Annotated in this window: 15 protein-coding genes; 11 read left to right on the top strand and 4 right to left on the bottom strand. The window is 57.5% G+C overall.

The window, feature by feature from the left end; translation table 11 throughout:
* Window positions 1–67 precede the first annotated feature (67 nt).
* Together NKI21_RS17145 and NKI21_RS17140 are read left to right on the top strand one after the other, a co-directional pair.
* Window positions 68–1,384 (top strand): O-antigen ligase family protein, encoded by a 1,317-nt coding sequence (locus tag NKI21_RS17145; protein ID WP_352441338.1) that lies wholly within the window; start codon window positions 68–70, stop codon window positions 1,382–1,384.
* Window positions 1,381–2,328, top strand: a complete 948-nt coding sequence (locus NKI21_RS17140) for an NAD-dependent epimerase/dehydratase family protein (protein WP_352441339.1) — start codon at window positions 1,381–1,383, stop codon at window positions 2,326–2,328. Before NKI21_RS17145 ends, NKI21_RS17140 begins: the two co-directional genes overlap by 4 nt.
* 49 nt (window positions 2,329–2,377) lie before the next feature.
* Here the strand turns inward: NKI21_RS17140 and NKI21_RS17135 are convergent, their stop codons facing one another.
* The 3 genes from NKI21_RS17135 to NKI21_RS17125 all read right to left on the bottom strand — a co-directional run bounded on the left by NKI21_RS17135 (window position 2,378) and on the right by NKI21_RS17125 (window position 5,943).
* Window positions 2,378–2,917 (bottom strand): sugar transferase, encoded by a 540-nt coding sequence (locus NKI21_RS17135; protein WP_352441340.1) that lies wholly within the window; start codon window positions 2,915–2,917, stop codon window positions 2,378–2,380.
* Between the two features lie 122 nt (window positions 2,918–3,039).
* Complete coding sequence (locus NKI21_RS17130; protein WP_352441341.1) at window positions 3,040–3,975, bottom strand: glycosyltransferase family 2 protein; 936 nt, start codon at window positions 3,973–3,975, stop codon at window positions 3,040–3,042.
* A gap of 33 nt (window positions 3,976–4,008) precedes the next feature.
* A complete protein-coding gene (locus NKI21_RS17125) occupies window positions 4,009–5,943 on the bottom strand; it encodes an SDR family NAD(P)-dependent oxidoreductase (protein ID WP_352795232.1) in 1,935 nt (644 codons plus the stop codon).
* Window positions 5,944–6,300: 357 nt separating this feature from the next.
* On the opposite strand from NKI21_RS17125, the gene NKI21_RS17120 reads away from it, so the two are divergent.
* The 9 genes from NKI21_RS17120 (at window position 6,301) to NKI21_RS17080 (ending at window position 15,255) form a co-directional block, all read left to right on the top strand.
* On the top strand, window positions 6,301–7,188 hold the full coding sequence (locus NKI21_RS17120) for an ABC transporter permease (RefSeq protein ID WP_245273030.1): 888 nt from the start codon (window positions 6,301–6,303) through the stop codon (window positions 7,186–7,188).
* 7 nt (window positions 7,189–7,195) lie between these two features.
* Window positions 7,196–7,936, top strand: a complete 741-nt coding sequence (locus NKI21_RS17115) for an ABC transporter ATP-binding protein (RefSeq protein WP_352441343.1) — start codon at window positions 7,196–7,198, stop codon at window positions 7,934–7,936.
* Window positions 7,937–8,093: 157 nt separating this feature from the next.
* Window positions 8,094–9,194 carry a DegT/DnrJ/EryC1/StrS family aminotransferase gene (locus tag NKI21_RS17110; protein ID WP_164748809.1) on the top strand — a complete coding sequence of 367 codons (1,101 nt, stop codon included), beginning with the start codon at window positions 8,094–8,096 and terminating at the stop codon, window positions 9,192–9,194.
* Window positions 9,191–10,129 carry a glycosyltransferase family 2 protein gene (locus tag NKI21_RS17105; protein ID WP_206517162.1) on the top strand — a complete coding sequence of 313 codons (939 nt, stop codon included), beginning with the start codon at window positions 9,191–9,193 and terminating at the stop codon, window positions 10,127–10,129. Before NKI21_RS17110 ends, NKI21_RS17105 begins: the two co-directional genes overlap by 4 nt.
* Window positions 10,126–11,076: a WxcM-like domain-containing protein gene (locus NKI21_RS17100; RefSeq protein WP_352441344.1), complete on the top strand. Its 951-nt coding sequence runs from the start codon at window positions 10,126–10,128 to the stop codon at window positions 11,074–11,076. The genes NKI21_RS17105 and NKI21_RS17100 overlap by 4 nt, the downstream gene beginning before the upstream one ends.
* The gene (locus NKI21_RS17095; protein ID WP_164748973.1) at window positions 11,066–11,446 is read left to right on the top strand and encodes a GtrA family protein; all 381 of its coding nucleotides are present in this window, start codon (window positions 11,066–11,068) and stop codon (window positions 11,444–11,446) included. The genes NKI21_RS17100 and NKI21_RS17095 overlap by 11 nt, the downstream gene beginning before the upstream one ends.
* Window positions 11,440–12,951, top strand: a complete 1,512-nt coding sequence (locus NKI21_RS17090; protein ID WP_352866467.1) for a glucosyltransferase domain-containing protein — start codon at window positions 11,440–11,442, stop codon at window positions 12,949–12,951. The genes NKI21_RS17095 and NKI21_RS17090 overlap by 7 nt, the downstream gene beginning before the upstream one ends.
* 56 nt (window positions 12,952–13,007) lie before the next feature.
* Window positions 13,008–14,150, top strand: coding sequence for an acyltransferase family protein (locus tag NKI21_RS17085; RefSeq protein WP_352441346.1), 1,143 nt, complete (start codon window positions 13,008–13,010; stop codon window positions 14,148–14,150).
* 247 nt (window positions 14,151–14,397) lie between these two features.
* A complete protein-coding gene (locus NKI21_RS17080; protein ID WP_352866465.1) occupies window positions 14,398–15,255 on the top strand; it encodes a class I SAM-dependent methyltransferase in 858 nt (285 codons plus the stop codon).
* 182 nt (window positions 15,256–15,437) lie between these two features.
* Here the strand turns inward: NKI21_RS17080 and NKI21_RS17075 are convergent, their stop codons facing one another.
* Window positions 15,438–16,550, bottom strand: a complete 1,113-nt coding sequence (locus NKI21_RS17075; protein ID WP_352441348.1) for a polysaccharide pyruvyl transferase family protein — start codon at window positions 16,548–16,550, stop codon at window positions 15,438–15,440.
* Window positions 16,551–16,553 lie beyond the last annotated feature (3 nt).

Genomic DNA, 16,553 nt, shown 5'->3' with positions numbered 1-16,553 from the left:
CGAGCGCATTCAACTTCGCTAAACAGATCCGCCGCATGAAACTTGCCGAAGACAGCGAGCCCGAAAATTGACCCGGCTTTCATCCCTGAGACAGCAATTCACGCCTTCGCGGATCAACAACTACTTCTCCATCCTTTGCTTCTTTTTTCCACCGGTTCTGGGATCGGTGGTCAGCTTCGTATTCAATGGCGGAGGCCTTTCGTCAGTCCTGCTGATTGCTTTACGGAAAAGGCGCTTCAACGCCGACCGGCCCATGATCTGGATGACGGTCGCGATCTATGCCTACTGCGCCTCCAATCTCCTGGCTTCCATCGTCAACAATTCGTTCGCCCGGGATGCGCCGCATCTTATCCCGCTGGTGACCTTCCTGTTTTTCCCCGTGTCCTATTCGACCTGGAGCATCACGCAGAAAACCACGCTTGCCCGCATCATCGTGCTTTCCAGCATGGCCGCCTGCTTTGTCGCGCTGCTCATAGCCGTCATCCAGCAATATTGGATTGGCGTCAGGGCCGAGGGGGGAGCTGGAAATCCGATCGTGTTCGCAACCGTCGTCTGCCTTGCCGTGGTCATGTGTGTGGCTGGCGCCTTGTCCGGTATTGAGCAAGCCCGGACACCCCTCTTCTACGCGGCACTGGCCGGGACGATCGCCGTCATCTATTCCGGCTCGCGTATCGTCTGGCTGGCACTGCTGATCACCGGTATCGCCGTCATGCTGATCAACCGGCACAGGCTCAGAGGCAGGAATGCCGTTCGCCTGCTGCTGCTGCTGGCGGCGGTCGGCGTCGTGATCGCCGCTTCCAGCTTCCAGGCGATATCCGGGCGGGTCGACTTTTTGCGCTCCGATTGGGGTGCGCTTGGAGCCAGCGGCAACTACGACACCTCGCTGGGAATACGTGTTGCGCTTTGGGAGATCGGACTCAAAGCATTCCATGACATGCCACTGTTCGGGCACGGTGTGGGTGCAACCCAGCTTCTGATCAAGCAGGGCTTTCATGAGCAGTTCGCGATGGACACAGGCTTCAACCATTTTCACAACGGCTTCCTGACCGCCTTGGTGCAAGCGGGAATTCTGGGCGCCGTGACGCTGGCGGCGATCTTTATCGTTGCCGCTGGAAATGCCGTCCGGGTCTTGCGAAACAGCAGCGATCCGAGCGAGCGGTTCGGCGCGACCATGATTGTCGTCGTGGTGATCACCTATCTGACGGCCGGAATGACAGGCATCCTGATCGGCCATGACATTCTGGACTCGGTGCTGATGGTCTTCCTGGTGAGCGGAACATATCTCGCCTCCGGCCGCCAGGTTCCGTTGTTGGAAGAGCAGGCACCTGCGCCAGTGATGGAAGAGCGAGTAGTCAGCAAAGAGCTGTTTCGGGCAAGCCCATGAAGGTTCTGGTCACGGGAGCGACAGGTTTCATCGGGCGTCTTGTCGTGCGCCACCTTCGCGAAGCCGGTGCCGAGCTTCGCCTCGCCTCCCGCCATCCCGAGAGGCTGGGTTCGGAAAACGAGACTGTGCCGATGCCCGGTTTCGACGCGCCGGCCGCCGCCTTCCTGGAACTGACCCGGGATATGACTGACGTGGTCCATTGCGCCGGCCTCAACAATGATCAGGGAAATGCAACCGAAGCCGATTACAGGGCGGTCAATGTGGAATTGAGCGCGCGGCTGGCGCATGCAGCGGCGGCACAGGCCAGCGGACGCTTCATCCATCTCTCCTCGATCCGAGCGGTGATCGGCGCGCACGTCAGCGCAACGATCTACGAGGACACGCTTCCTGCCCCACAATGCGCCTATGGACGCTCGAAGCGCGAAGGCGAGATCAAGGTTTTGGACGCTTACGCGTTACACGGCCGCTCGGACGCCGCCGTGTTGCGCCTGCCTCCGGTTTATGGAAGCGGCATGAGGGGAAATCTGGCGACGCTGATGCGCCTGGCCGATACGGCACTGCCGCTGCCGACCGGCGCCTTGACGGGAATCCGCTCGCTGATGTCTGCCGGGGCCGCAGTGCGAGCGGTGTCGCACCTGCTGAGCCATTCGGGGTCACTTTGCCCGATCTATGTCGGCGCCGATGTACCGCCGGTCGCAGTCACCGCCATCATCGCCGCCTTTCGCAGGGGTTTCGGACGGCCGATGCGCCTGATGACCGTGCCGGCAGGCCTGATGCGGCCGGCCGCTGCCATGCTGGGCAAGCAGGCATTTTGGGACAGCATGACCGCGACACAGATATGCGATCCTGCCCTGCTGATATCGCAAGGATGGGTGCCTGAAACCGGCACGCTGGAGCGGCTGGCCGAGCTAGCGCGGCTCAATAAATCTCGACTTCCTGTTTGACCATGACCTTTCCCAAAAACCGGCTTCCAGTTTTGGGATCATGCTCCGCTCAGCTTCGATAGAGCGTCCCAGCCAGGATCCGAAGGTCGAGCCAGAACGACGCCGTCCCGAGATAGGCAGCATCCGTTTCAGCCAAAAGCTCCGGGTTCGACATGTCGATGCCCCTGATCTGGGCCAGGCCGGTTATGCCCGGCAGCGCCGCCAAAACCCCCAGCCGCCTGCGACACTCGATCAACTCCGTTTGGGTCGGCAGGCAGGGGCGCGGCCCGACCAGGCTCATTTCGCCCTTCAGGACGTTCCAGAATTGTGGCAGCTCGTCGAGCTTGAACTTCCGTAAGACCTTCCCGACCGATGTCACGGAATCCACCGGCGCCTCATGCGAGGGCAGTGACGGCGTCCCGACATACATCGTGCGCAACTTGTGGCAGCGAAAAAGCCGACCGTCACGGCCGACCCGCACCTGTGAAAAAATAGCCGGGCCCGGCGACGATGCCCGAACGGCAAGGACGGTGAGCGCCAAGACAGGAGATGTGGCCACCAGCAGCAGAGCCGCACCGGCAATATCGAAGATTTGCTTGGCTGCCTTCATGAACGGCCGATAGTACTCCCTGCCGAAGTCCCGAGGCAACGCCGCAGGCAAATGCCGTCAATCCGGTCGAAGTAGCATGAGCCGATCTTTTGACCAAGCGTGCCACGCACTCGTGCCAATGTTCAGATGCGCCCCAGGACGAAAGCGAGATAGAGCCCCAGGTTTCCGGAAACGGTCTGCCGATAGACGCCGCTTTGGCGCAAGCCCGCCAAGCGCCGGAAAAGACCGCCGTTACGCCCGCGGGTGAAAAGGTCGAGGCATGCCGTCGCGTCCTCGGTCAGGAGGTCGCGATTGAGGGCGAGACCGTCGAGGTTGAGGTCTGTCCAGCCGGCGAATTCCCCCTTGAACAGGCGGCCAAGCCGGGACACCCTTGCCTTCCAGGACACGTTGGCGCCGACCAGGTTCGCCGCGTGCTGCCGGTAGCGCACCAGCGGCCGCGGATCGTAGCGGACGATGCCGCCGGCGGCGGTCACGATGAGATAGGCCCACCAGTCATGGCTGACGAACCCGGTCCGCGTGGAGGCCCTGGCCAGCAGGTCGCGTGCCGCAGCGTTGAGCAGGATTGTGTTGCCGCCGGCGATGCTTTGCACAAGCGCGTTGCGAAAGGTTGGCGGCCGGGCAAACAGCGGCGAATGGCCGACAAGACTTCCTGTTTCCGTCATGGTGGCGGTTCGCGAACAAAACATCAGCGGGGTTTTCGCATCCTGGGTCCGCATCCAGCTGATGGCGCTCTCCAGCCTGTCGGTCTCCCAGATATCGTCCTGGTCGCAGAAGGCATAGCAGTCCGCCTCGATGCGTCGGTCGACGATCATGGAGCGGAAATTGGCGGCGAAGCCTTGCCGCGGCCCCTCTACCAGCGTCATCCGACCTTTGGGCCGCCAGCGGGATTTCCATGTCTCGATGATGGCGGTCGTGCCGTCGACGGAGCCATCGTCTGAAATCCACAGGTCGACCAGAGGGTGCGACTGCGCGAGCAGGGACTGCAGCTGTTCATCGATGAAGGCCGCGCCATCCTTCGTGCCCATCAGGACCGCGACGCGCAGATCTGCTTTGCTCACGACCAAGATCGCTTTCTGAATTCTGAACCGGGCCTAGCTCGCCTGCCCGGCCGTTTTCGGGATCGCGCCCTGATGAGGGCTTTCCCGGGCCTTCTTGGCGCGGTCGAGACCTGCCAATGCGGCGAGCGCGGCAGCCTTGTCCTGGTTTTTCGCCGACTGCTGCAGCGCCGTGAGCGCGACCTGGACATCCGACCATTCCACGACGTCCGTGCTGAGGCCGAAAACCTTCGAGATGCCGAGTTCGACGAGTTCCTCGTCTTCGCCATGCAGCGTTTCGTGAAGTTTTTCGCCCGGCCTGATGCCGGTGAACCGGATCGCGATGTCCTTGTATGGGCTCTTTCCGGACAAGCGGATCATCGTTTCGGCCACTTCAAGGATCGGCACCGGCTTGCCCATGTCGAGCATATAGACGGCATAATCGTGTCCGCTCTGCCGCGACGCGGCATCGGCCGCCGACATGATGACGAGATCGACGGCTTCGGCCACGGTCATGAAATAGCGCGTCATGCGCCGGTCGGTGATGGTGACGGGCCCCCCAGCCTCGATTTGCGCCTGGAATATGGTCGCCACCGAACCATTGCTGCCGAAGACATTGCCGAACCGCACTGCAATGAACTTGGTGGCCGGGTCACGCCCGCCCGTCTCGCCATGCAAGGCGCTGATGATCTGTTCGGCGGCCCGCTTCGTCATGCCGAGCACTGATGAGGGATCCACCGCCTTGTCGCTCGATATCAGGACAAATTGCGCAACCCCGCACTTGGCGGCAACCTCGGCGCAGACGAGCGTTCCGAAAATGTTGGTTTGAATGGCTGAATCCCAGTTCTCCTCGAGCAGCGGAACATGTTTGAGCGCCGCGGCGTGAAAGATGATGTCCGGCCGGAATTCCGTGACGACACGCGTTATTTGGCGCCGGTCCGAGACATCGACGATGCGGACCTTGAGCCGGTCATGGTCCTTCTCGTCAACATACTGGCTCAACTGGAAAATGCCGAACTCGGAGTTGTCGGCGACCAGCACCGCCTCGGCTCCCAGTTCCAGCGACCGCTTGACCAGCGTCTGGCCGATAGAACCGGCGCCGCCGGTCACCAGAACGCGTTTGCCGCTGACAAAGGCGCCGATGCGCTGGATGTCGGACGCGACCGCCGGACGGCGCAGGATCGTTTCCATCTCAACGGTGTCGAGAACCAGCTTTCCGTGCTGTTCCAACTCCGAAAGGCCTGAGAACTGCACCACATTTATGTCGCCGTGCCGGGCAATGCGCACGAGTTCCGAATAGTCCTCGATTTCGTGCTCGGCGCCGCTGCCGAAAATCAGCAGGTCCAGGCTTTTGGTGCCGGTCGCATAGTCTTCCAGGACATCGATCAGGCGCGGCATGGCCGCCACCACGGGAACACCTTGAATCCGCGTGCCCAACGGTGCGCCGCGCTCGGTCGCCATGATGCCTGCGATGGAATAGTCCGCCGGTTGCGCCGTGCGCGTGAAGCGAATGATCAGGTCGGCCTCGTCGAGCCGGCCGACGAACAGAGCGCGCTTGGCCTGTCTGATGTCGGTCTTGCGGCTCAGAATCCCCCAGCTCGCGCCGTCACGCAGGAAGCGGTAGAACAGCCGGGGTGCCGAGATGATGGTGAAGGAGACAAGGAAGAAGACGATGAACTGACGCTCGTTGAGCCCCGCCACCGGCCGGTAAAAACGCAGCAGCAGCGACGCCATGTAAAGAGTGAACGTCAAAATCGCGCAGCTCTTCAGGATGTTGAAGAAGTCGGGCGTTGAGGCGAAGCGCCAGACGGTGGTGTAGAGGCCACTGTAGCGGAACAGCAAATGGCTGATGACGACGATGCCCGCCCATGTCGCCAGACCCTCCTTGGAGAGCGCTTCGAACGAAAGATTAGACCGCGAAAGGACGAGGCTGAGCGCCACGGCGACCAGGACCATGACCACGTCCTGGACCATGATGAAGGCGCGCCGCATCTGTGGCCTGAGCCCTAATACTGATTCGAGATAAGAATTCATTGGACGGCAGAAGACTCCAGGATCAAAGGCATCGACACCTGCGAGGTGCGAACACGAAGATACTTCGCGACCAACCACCTTACTCAAGTGCCATCCCCGGCCCCCGCCGTCCTGTATCGCATACTGCGGGGGCGAGGGCATAGCCAGAGGTTTTTTCGGGAAGAGGCGTCCAGTGGAGAACATGGATCTTGCTCGGGCGATTGCCGCAAAGTCAACATTACCAAACGCTAAATAAGCCACACAGCATCAGCATGCGTTCAGTTTTGCCGCAGTTGACTCTGCTCCCCACCGCGTTACGACGCAATGCGTTGCCATATGCCCATCGAAATGGCTATTAGAGACGGGCTTGGTGGTTCGCTATGGCCAGCGAAGAATAATGCGCCAGAACAACGGATTGCGATACTCCCAGCTATGATTGCGGCACTAAACGGCGCTTTTGACGACATCTCAAAGGCCATGAGATTACACCGGGTCTGGATTGCGCTTGCCCATGAGGACATCGGCGACCAGCACAGACGCACGACGCTCGGCCCGCTTTGGATGCTGGTCAATTATCTGGCATTCATCGGCACTTTCATCTTCGTTTTCAAGACCAAGGACACGGATTCGGCCGGATACACGGCCTATGCCTCGATCGGCCTAGTTGTCTGGTTCTACCTTATGGAGATGATCAGCCTGAGCGTGCCCCTGTTCTCGCGCGAAGCCAGTTTCATTCAAGGTACGAGGCTGCCACTCTTCGTGTATGTGATGCGGCTGACGGTGCAATGTATCATCCGAGCGAGCTATTCGGTCGCGGGTTGCATCGTCATCCTGCTGCTGAGCGGTTTGGGAATCAGCGCTGAGTGGCTTTTGTCGATCCCGGGGTTGTTGCTGATTGTGCTCGCGACCCCTGCAATCGTAATGGTTTTCGCATTCCTGGGCGCATTCTTTCCCGATGCTCAGTTCATCGTCGGCAACATCATGCGAGTCGGCACGTTTCTTACGCCAGTCTTCTGGGCCTATCATGGGCAAGGCGGTATACAGAACTATGCCTATCATTGGAATCCGTTCACATATTTCCTGGAAGTGGTGCGTGCGCCAATCGCGAGCGGCGAATTCCCAACGCATCCCTTTGTTGTGACAGCCTACATCTCCTTGGCTTTCTGGGCGGTTGCGTTGCTGCTGCTGGGCGGATATCGCAAGCGCGTCGTTTTCCTGATCTGAGCTCAAAATGATTTCCATCAAGCTGGACAATGTCAGCCTCGCCTACCGCCTCTACGAAAAATTGACGCTTACGGCGCCTGACCGGCGCCTGGGTGGTCTTGGAGGCAAAATCGGACGATCCGGCGGCAAGCAGGTCGTGCAGGCGCTGGAAGATGTCAGCTTTGAACTCAAAGCGGGCGACCGTTTGGGCTTGGTCGGCCCAAACGGGGCCGGCAAGACGACACTGCTCAAGGTGTTGTACGGCATCTATCAGCCATCGGCCGGCACAGTAGCCATTGAAGGCAAAGTCGACGCTTTGTTCAACATCAACATAGGATTTCGCCCCGAAGCGACGGGGCGGCGAAACATTGTTCTGAGGGGTTTGATCAGCGGGTGGACCGAGGCCGAGATCCAAGAAAAAATGCCGGAGATCATCGCCTTCAGCGAACTTGGCGACTTTATCGATGTCCCCTTCAAAACCTATAGCCAGGGTATGGCCGCTCGCCTTGCTTTCTCAGCGGCTACAGCCCTTGACCCCGAAATTCTGCTGATGGACGAGTGGATCGGCGCCGGCGACGCCCAATTTCAAGAAAAAGCCAAGCGACGCATGGATGAACTGGCAGAGAAGGCAGGCATCATCGTCCTGGCGACCCACAATGAGAGCCTGCTCGAAAGCGTATGTACGAAGAGAATGACGCTTAAGAACGGAAGGGTCGAAGCCTTCACGACGAAACCTGCAAAGAGGGCTGGAACGCGAGCTAAGTCTTAAAGGTACTCTTCCCGGATACTATATGCTCGCAGTTCAGATTCCCAATTCGTCGCACCTGCTGTAGTTGAGTATGCCAGCGTTGCGCCCTGCGGACGTTACTAAAATGAATTGCGCTCGAGCCGTTGAGTTACCGATGACGAGACAAGAATCTGTTCCCATGAATGATCTGAAGCGCCTGTATCAGCGCTACCAGGTCGAAATCGAGAGTGAGGTAGTGAACACGCTACGTTCGGGATGGTGGCTCAATGGCGCTATCGGCAAAAGATTTGCGGCAAATTTTTCCAGATTCATAGGTGTTTCGGAATGCGTTCTCGTGGCCAATGGGACGGATGCGCTCGAACTTGCATTGGCCGCAGTGACCAAGCGCTACGACGGGCGCGAGGTGATCGTCGCCGCCAATGCGGGGGGCTATGCCAGTTGTGCCTGCTGGCAGAATGATCTCGTTCCGCACTACGTCGATATCGAACCAGCCAGCCAACTCATAGCCCTTCAATCGGTACTGAAAGCAGCCAGCGCAGACACCGCTGCGATCGTCGCCACCCACCTCTATGGTGGCGTCGTTGATGTCCGCGCCATCCGGGACGGACTTGAGCAGGCTGGCCTCTCGCACATTCCAATCGTGGAAGATTGCGCGCAGGCGCACGGGGCGAGAATCGGAAGCGACGTTGCAGGCTCGCTGGGGGATATCTCCACGTTCAGCTTTTACCCAACCAAAAATCTCGGAGCCATGGGGGACGGCGGCGCTGTTCTTACCTCCGACACGGCAACCGCCGCGCATGTACGGCAACTGCAACAATATGGCTGGAGTTCAAAATATCATGTCGGCGTGCCCAACGGCCGCAACTCCCGCATGGATGAAGTTCAAGCCGCGATACTGGACGTTTTGCTGGGCGATGTGGATAGACGCAACCAGCAGCGGCGTGGCATCCTAGACCAGTACAAGTCGGTTGCCGGGCGTCGATTCCAGTTCCTGGAAGGTGGCGAAGGCGCTGTCGCGCACCTCGCGGTCGCGCTTTGCGACGACCGGGACGCCTTCAGGGCGTTCATGAAAGAGCGCGGCATCGACACTGACATACACTACCCTGTGCTGGATTGCGACCAAGTCGGCTGGGCGGACTTACCGATGATGGGGAGCGAAAATCTCACCGTTTCGAGGGCCAGCGTCAGCCGTCTCTGTTCGGTCCCCTGCTATCCCGATATGAGGGACGACGAGGTAGAGCGGGTTTGCCTGGCCCTCCGCGAATGGGAGACAATGTGACAACACGCTCGATCGTTTTCCCGATCTATCGAAATCAGGCGAACATCCCTTCCCTCCTGGGCGCAGTCGCCGATTTCCACTCCAGATATCATAGCGACATCGAGTTCGTCTTCGTCGTCGACGGGTCGCCGGACGAATCCGGCCCGCTGCTGATCAAGGAATTGAAAGGCTCGGGCTATGATTACAAGATCATCTTCCATAGCCGGAACTTTGGTTCGTTCACTGCTATTCGAACCGGGCTCGAACACGCTTCGGGTGACCAGGTCGCTGCGATGGCCGCCGACCTGCAGGAGCCGCCTGAACTGATCGTCGAATTCTTTTCGAAGCTGGAAAAGGACGAGGCTGACGTCGTGTTTGGGCAGCGAACCGGGCGTAGCGATCCGCCCTTGACCAAATTTCTGTCGAGGGCTTTCTGGTCGGCCTACCGCAGGCTCGTCCTGCCCAGCATGCCGAGTGGCGGAGTGGATATCTTCGCCTGCAACCGTCAGGTTCTGGAAGCGATCCTCTCGATCGAGGAGCCGAACAGCTCGCTTGTCATACAACTTTTCTGGGTCGGCTTCAGGCGGGAATTCGTGCCTTATCGGCGGCGCGAACGAAAGCACGGAACAAGCGCCTGGGGCATGGCACGGCGGTTCCGATACATGATGGACAGCATTTTCTCGTTCTCTGATTTTCCGATAATGCTCACCCTCTGGGTAGGATTTGCCGGCTGTGCGCTAAGTCTCCTATTTGCAGTCGTTACCGTGATTGCACGGCTGCTTGGCAATATAGACCCCGCTGGCTATACGACACTGGTGCTGCTGATCACGGGCTTCGGTTCGGCCAGCCTTCTAGTCCAAGGGATTCTTGGTTGCTATCTCTGGCGGGCAGTTGAAAACACCAAATCGCGCCCACTTCGGATCATCAGCCGCGTCGTTGACGGAACAGCGAAATGAACGCCAAGCCATTTTTCGTGCACGAACGGGGTATCTGCGAAAGCTCCCATGTCGGCGACGGAACGCGTATTTGGGCCTTCGCTCACGTGCTGCCTGGGGCCGTGCTCGGCTCGAACTGCAACATCTGCGATCACGTCTTCATCGAGAACGACGTGATCGTCGGCGATGACGTGACTGTCAAGAGCGGCGTCCAACTGTGGGACGGGGTGCGCCTGGGCAATCGTGTGTTTGTCGGCCCGAATGCGACCTTCACCAATGATCGCTTCCCACGCTCCAAGGAATATCCCGAGGCGTTTCTGCTGACCATGATCGAGGACGGCGCTTCCATCGGCGCCAATGCCACAATCCTGCCGGGCATAGTCGTCGGCCGCCAGGCGATGGTCGGCGCCGGCGCCGTGGTGACCAAGAGCGTCCCTGCCAATGCCGTCGTGGTCGGAAATCCCGCAGTCATCGTCGGCTACCAGACCGGCCCGAAGATCGTGCCAGCCTTGACGCAAACCCTCCCCGGCGCAGTGGGCGAGAAAATGTCGCTTGGGGTCGGTGGTACCGAGCTCTGGCGGCTGCCGCATTTTAGCGATCTGCGAGGCGAACTCGCCCCGCTCGAATTCGGTGCAAACCTACCGTTTAAGCCGGCCCGGTCCTTTCTGGTTTATGGCGTTCCCTCCGACAAGGTCAGGGGTGAGCATGCGCATCGCGAGTGCCATCAATTCCTGATCGCGGCCCATGGCCGCCTGTCCGTTGTCGTTGACGACGGCCATGAGAGAAAAGAGGTTTCGTTGACCGAACCCTCGATCGGCCTCTACATTCCGCCCGGCATTTGGGGAATTCAGTATAAATTCCAACCCGATACAGCATTGCTGGTCATGGCTTCGCACAACTATGATGCTGGCGATTACATCAGGGACTATGCGGATTTCCTGGATACGGTCAGGCAGGATGACCGCTGATCGCATTGGCGGAGACGCCGTCCGGTTTCTTGTCGCCGGCGGACTGAATACCGCCCTGACCAGCCTTGTCTATTTTGCCGGCCTTGTCGTCCTGCCCTCAAGTTTGTCTTACGCGCTCGCTTGGCTGACAGGACTTGTGTTCGTAATGGTGTTCTATCCCGATCGCGTCTTTCCCGGCGGCCGCACGGGCATCGCCGATCGACTGGCAATCGGGGCGTCGATTGCGGTCGTGTTCGTGCTCGGCCTAGCAGCCCTCAAAACGCTTGAAAGCGTTCTGCAAAATGCTGCAGCAGCCTTCTTTGTCACCCTTGCCATCACGACCATCCTCAACTTCGTGATTTCTCGATGGATACTCCGCAGATCATGCTGACGCGACCGAGCACAATACGACCAGCCATTAATCTCTTTGCGATTTTCGTCGCGATGTATTTTTCCGAATTGGCTTCCTTTCCGCTGTCAATCGATGACGAAGTAACCGCCTTCAGAACGGACGCGTCGATCTGGATTCTTCAGGGACGCTGGGGCGCGTATCTGATCGAGAGATTCCTTATTCCTCATCCGGTCATGCCTTTCCTGGCTCCGGCCGTCTTTGGCGCCGGTTGCGTGGCCGCCTACCTCCTCGTCATGGATGTCATCAACAAGCAAGAGCTCTCCATCGCTGAGTACGCATGTTTTGCGATTTTCTGTGCTTTCCCGACCTGGTTTTTTATCGTCGAATTTTATTCGAACATTGCCGCTATCGGCGTCGGCCTGTTCGCGACCGCTCTAGCGCTTTGGCTGATCCGAAAGGAGGAGGTTTCCCCACTCAGCCCTCGCTTTCTCGGAGCTGTGGGAGTCGGCGCCTTCGCAATCTCGATCTATCAGAGTTTCGCACCGGCAATTCTGGTCCTGGGCATTGCGATCTCAATTCTGCAAGCACGGTCCGGCAGCAGCGTATCGTTGCCGAAAGACCTGCTTCGGATCGGTATTCTGCTGGCCGGCGCAATATTGTTCTATGTCATCGGCGACATCATTTTCAGATCGTTCGCCCCCGGCAGAAACGAGTATTTCGACTCGCTTTCCCAGCCAAACTTTCTGCTTCAACATCCTATCACCGTTGTCGGGCGCGTGATTGAGGCGATAGGCGGGATCTATGGCCTGGACCAGCGCACATACGGCGTTGCATTGTGGGCAATCCCGCTCTTGTTGCTCCTGGGCGGCTGGGCGCTCTTGAAGGAATTGCCCCGCACGAAATTGCTGTTGACGGCAGTTGCCTTCGTTTCATTGCTTGTTCCCTTCGGCTTTCACTTCCTTGCCGCGGGCAGCATGCCTGTCAGGAGCCTCATCGGGGTGCCGATTGCCGTATGGCTGTTTGCCTATGTCGCGGTGACGAGCAGAAACTCCAGAATCCGCGCAGCCTCGGCCATCTTGCTGGCGGTGGCGCTTTTCCAGATTCAGGTCGTTCAGAACTATCGCCAAGCATCCAATTATCTGGTCGACAAGCACGATACTCTCTTGGCGGGAGCCATATACGACAGGCTGTCGGCCACGCCCGGTTTTGACGCAAAGCGCAGTTATGCTTTAAGTGTGTTTGGCGCGCAGCCATTTGTGACCAACTATCCGAAGCCTTCCGACTCGACGGTCGGTTATTCTTTCTTCGAATGGAATGGGGGTAATTCCTGGCGGATCGCCTACTATATGAAATTGCTTGGCTATTCAAATTTGAGTGGTTCTAACCAAGAACAGGTACTTCAAACGATCGTCAATCTTTCGACCATGCCTGTTTGGCCGGCTCCCGGTAGCGTGGAAATCAAAGACGACATCGTACTGATACGGCTCGGTGAGACGCCCAGCTCCTCAAATCAGCAAGCTCTTGAGGGAGCAGCTAGCCGTTGAGCGTCGTGAAGCAGTGTGGGAATTATTAAGGTCGCTGCAAGATAGTCGAGGGCAGAATGAACGTCGAGATCGATAGGAGATTCGTAGTAAAGGATGCGCATTCGCGAATTGAGCTCCCGGGACTTCTGGCAATGCGTTGCTACGCGGCGTTGTCGATTGTCCTTGTTCATCTGATTGCGCTGCCAAAACTGCAGATCCCCGGCTACCTATGGTTCGTGCCGACGCATTTCGGCAACGGAGTGCCGCTGTTTTACATAGTCAGCGCATTCGGTCTCTTTGTCGGGTATAGTGGCAGGATCGAGACGCGGCAGGAATTGCGAGAATTTTACCTTCGGCGTTTGCTGCGCATCGCGCCTCTATTCTATTTCATAATGCTGTTCTACATACCGTTCTGCTGGATAGTATGGAAGACGACAGTCCCTCTTTCCCAATTCCTCAGTTCAGCACTGTTCATCTTCAACTTTGTGCCGAACCACGTGACCGGATTCGTCATGGCGTCATGGTCCATCGGTGTCGAGATGGCGTTCTATGCCATCCTGCCGCTGCTGGTGTTTGCCATCACCGGTCTAGCTCGTTCTGTGGTGTTTCTTGCGGTAGCAGTATTCTTGGCGGCCAACTGGGCGTTGGCATTCCAAGGAACGGGGGGCGCGTTAGCGCTCTTTGGCCACTTTTCTCTAGTGGCTCAACTGTTCTATTTTGCTGCAGGGATAGCGGGATATTATGTCTGGCTGGGGGTTTGTCGCACTTCCCCCCAGATTGGCCGAATAGTCTTTGCTGCCAGTCTTCTGACAATCGTTGGCCTGATCTGTTTCACGAGCCAGATTGCCGTACTCTTCGGAACGATACTTGGGTCAAGCGGCGGTTCCGGCGTCAAAACCGCTTGGGCGGTGACGTTGGCGAGCGCTGTCGTGGGAGTTTCCCTGTATCCGCAAAGATGGTTCGTGAATCCGGCTGCGAAGCTGCTCGGCAACGCCAGTTTCAGCATTTACCTCTGGCATCCGGTCGTTATCGTCATCCTGGATCGGGTGGGCCTGTACCGGACGGTTTACGCATCCTTCGATGGAGCATCCTTGCCGTTCCTTGCCTCAGTGGTAGCAACTCTTGCGATGTTGATACCACTATCCTTGCTGAGTTATCGGTATATAGAAAGGCCCGGCATGGCCTTACGATCTCGCTTCGGTCGAGTCTGGCCAGCTTAATGGCCTTTTCGCTTTCGAACCTTGGCGTCGCCGATATCGCCCGGCTGCGGCAGCGTGTTACATTTAGGGTACGGAGAACCCTCGATTCGAGATTGTTAGTCCAACCATTTGGATCGTGGATCAGCGAGTCCAGCTGGGCTAGTATTCTGTGGTGATTTCTTTGACTATTAATTCGTTGACCGCAATCCGTCGCATGTTAGACGGCTATGTGTTCCCAGGCAGCGCCAGAAAGAGCAAGAATATTAGCATGTTCTCAACAGCCTTCCCACATTTGAATGCCGCCGAACGCGAGGCGGCCAACGGGTGCACAACTGAAGAGGCTCTCGTTTTTCTTCGCCGAATGAGCCTGGACGACTTCGGCCTCTTCATGATTTCCTTGCCGAACAAGGATTATCCCAGTTTGTCACGTCTTCTGCCCGCGATGGCCAGTGACGAAGTCCAGAAGACCTGGACCGGGGCATCCGGTCTCGATCTGTACCGGCAAACCGCGTCGTTCGCCCGACAACTTGAAAACAATTATACCCGACATACCAAAAAGCCGCTGGCGGGCTCTGATATTCTCGACTTTGGATGTGGCTACGGACGCATCTTGCGCATGATGTACTACTACAGCGATCCATCGTCCATATGGGGTATTGACGCCTGGGATAAGTCTCTCAGCTTGTGTAGAGAGGCAAGATTGCCTGGCATGTTCGCTCAATCGGAGCGGATTCCTTCCGTGCTACCAGTCGACGACCAGAAGTTCGATCTGATCTTCGCATTCTCGGTATTCACACATCTGGCGCCTTCGAGCGCGAAAGCCTGCCTTATGGCAGTTCGCAAACACATCAAGCCTGGTGGATTGTTCGTGGCCACTATTCGACCAATTGAATTCTGGCCTTTTATCGATGGGATTCGAAAGACTTCGGTCGCTGCGAAAATGCAGTCGAACCATCGCCTTAACGGATTTGCTTATCTTCCTCACGGTGGCGTCGAAGGCGAAACCTATGGGGACATCTCTTGCGAGATCGACTTTTTGGGCGGTGACGGTTGGGATATAGTGGGACATGATCGATCGATCATTGACCCGTTCCAAGTGTCGGTGCTGATGCAGCCCTCCGTTTAGCGACTGGGCTTTGGCAAGCAACGAAGGTGGGTCGCCGCACTTTGGGGCAACTCTCCCAAATGGGCACACCTTTTCTACTTCGCGGCAGGGATAGCGGGAGATCGCGTTTAACCGAGACGGCGGCGCACTTGGCGTGCTCGCGCGGATCGGTTCGCATCGCGAAAAAGTACCACTTCATGGTGCTATTCCAGCCTGTGGTTGGCTCCATTGTTCGAAAGGAACTGGGCAAAACGATCATATAGAACGGTGTACTTGCGCTGAAAGGCATCATAGTCGCCAGCCTGCACGAGCTCGCGGACGTCCAATTGTCCCACTTTACCGACAGGGACGTGCGGGATGCTCATAAGTTCCGCCATCTCCGTGGTTCTTGAGTCATGGGAAATTATGGTCGCGGGAACGCCGTTGGTCAACGCGATCAGGTTTCCGTGGAAGCGTGTCCCGACAGTGTAATCAAACCTTGATATGTAACTATCCCATTCCGCCAGGTCGAAGAACATTTTTGCGTTCTCTTTGATATGCTTTACATAGAGCGACGGGTCCATGCCCATATTCAGCTGGTTGATAATTGCCTGAGCGTTCTCTAAATCGGTTTTATTCCCCTCTCCAGAACGGAGCATTGCCATTTCTGGTTCTTCGTTCTGCAGGACGTAGGGATACTTTCTATCGATAGATAATTTCAAAAGATCAGCTTCAACGCGCCGGGCAGCTTCGGGATTGGCCGAATGCAAAAATACGTTTCGTGATCCGTTCACCGAAACCCTCAGGCTGGCGTCTGTTCCCGGCCGCTTTATTTTCAGGTCACGACGCAATTTGCGAAACAGACTGGGACATCCTACCTCGCTGACGTTTTTTATCCCAAAGTCATTCATGACCTCGGCCGTAAAATGACCTCGCACGCCCACGGTCTTGCTGCGTTCGGATATTATATGAAGAAAGCGTTTACTGCCCTCGGGAATATCTGTGACTTTGTTGCCGATGGCGGGTGCTTGCGCACCGAGGCCGGCGACCACGCATGGCAGCTTGGTCGGTTCTATGAAGTCAGCCAAATAGGACAAATCAAAATTCTTGAAAATGAAATTTGCCGCTGAGATAGCTATGATGTCGAAACGTTCGTTTGCCTCTTGCGGGGAATAGCCCAACCCCTGCCCGAATTCTTCAAAGCGAAGTTCCTCGAACAGAGACTGTCCTATCAGAAGATTTCCGGTGTTATATCCAATGACTTCGAATTTCTTTTCAAAGGCAATCTGCGGGTCGGGATGCGGAGCTATTGACGCTCCCAGAAAAAGAACTCTCACTAA

It is taken from the genome of Mesorhizobium sp. M0715 (genome assembly GCF_040320355.1).
Classification (GTDB): Bacteria; Pseudomonadota; Alphaproteobacteria; order Rhizobiales; family Rhizobiaceae; genus Mesorhizobium.
The sequence above is the reverse complement of the archived record's forward strand: the minus strand, read 5'-3'. Positions and strand labels throughout refer to the sequence as shown.

What these genes read in the sequence shown, in the direction of transcription:
- NKI21_RS17095 (WP_164748973.1), top strand. Translation starts at nt 11,066, where the DNA reads ATGACCGCTGATCGCATTGGCGGAGACGCCGTCCGGTTTCTTGTCGCC.
- NKI21_RS17135 (WP_352441340.1), bottom strand. Translation starts at nt 2,917, where the DNA reads ATGAAGGCAGCCAAGCAAATCTTCGATATTGCCGGTGCGGCTCTGCTG.
- NKI21_RS17120 (WP_245273030.1), top strand. Translation starts at nt 6,301, where the DNA reads ATGCCCATCGAAATGGCTATTAGAGACGGGCTTGGTGGTTCGCTATGG.
- NKI21_RS17125 (WP_352795232.1), bottom strand. Translation starts at nt 5,943, where the DNA reads ATGCGGCGCGCCTTCATCATGGTCCAGGACGTGGTCATGGTCCTGGTC.
- NKI21_RS17100 (WP_352441344.1), top strand. Translation starts at nt 10,126, where the DNA reads ATGAACGCCAAGCCATTTTTCGTGCACGAACGGGGTATCTGCGAAAGC.
- NKI21_RS17110 (WP_164748809.1), top strand. Translation starts at nt 8,094, where the DNA reads ATGAATGATCTGAAGCGCCTGTATCAGCGCTACCAGGTCGAAATCGAG.
- NKI21_RS17085 (WP_352441346.1), top strand. Translation starts at nt 13,008, where the DNA reads ATGAACGTCGAGATCGATAGGAGATTCGTAGTAAAGGATGCGCATTCG.
- NKI21_RS17115 (WP_352441343.1), top strand. Translation starts at nt 7,196, where the DNA reads ATGATTTCCATCAAGCTGGACAATGTCAGCCTCGCCTACCGCCTCTAC.
- NKI21_RS17140 (WP_352441339.1), top strand. Translation starts at nt 1,381, where the DNA reads ATGAAGGTTCTGGTCACGGGAGCGACAGGTTTCATCGGGCGTCTTGTC.
- NKI21_RS17090 (WP_352866467.1), top strand. Translation starts at nt 11,440, where the DNA reads ATGCTGACGCGACCGAGCACAATACGACCAGCCATTAATCTCTTTGCG.
- NKI21_RS17080 (WP_352866465.1), top strand. Translation starts at nt 14,398, where the DNA reads ATGTTCTCAACAGCCTTCCCACATTTGAATGCCGCCGAACGCGAGGCG.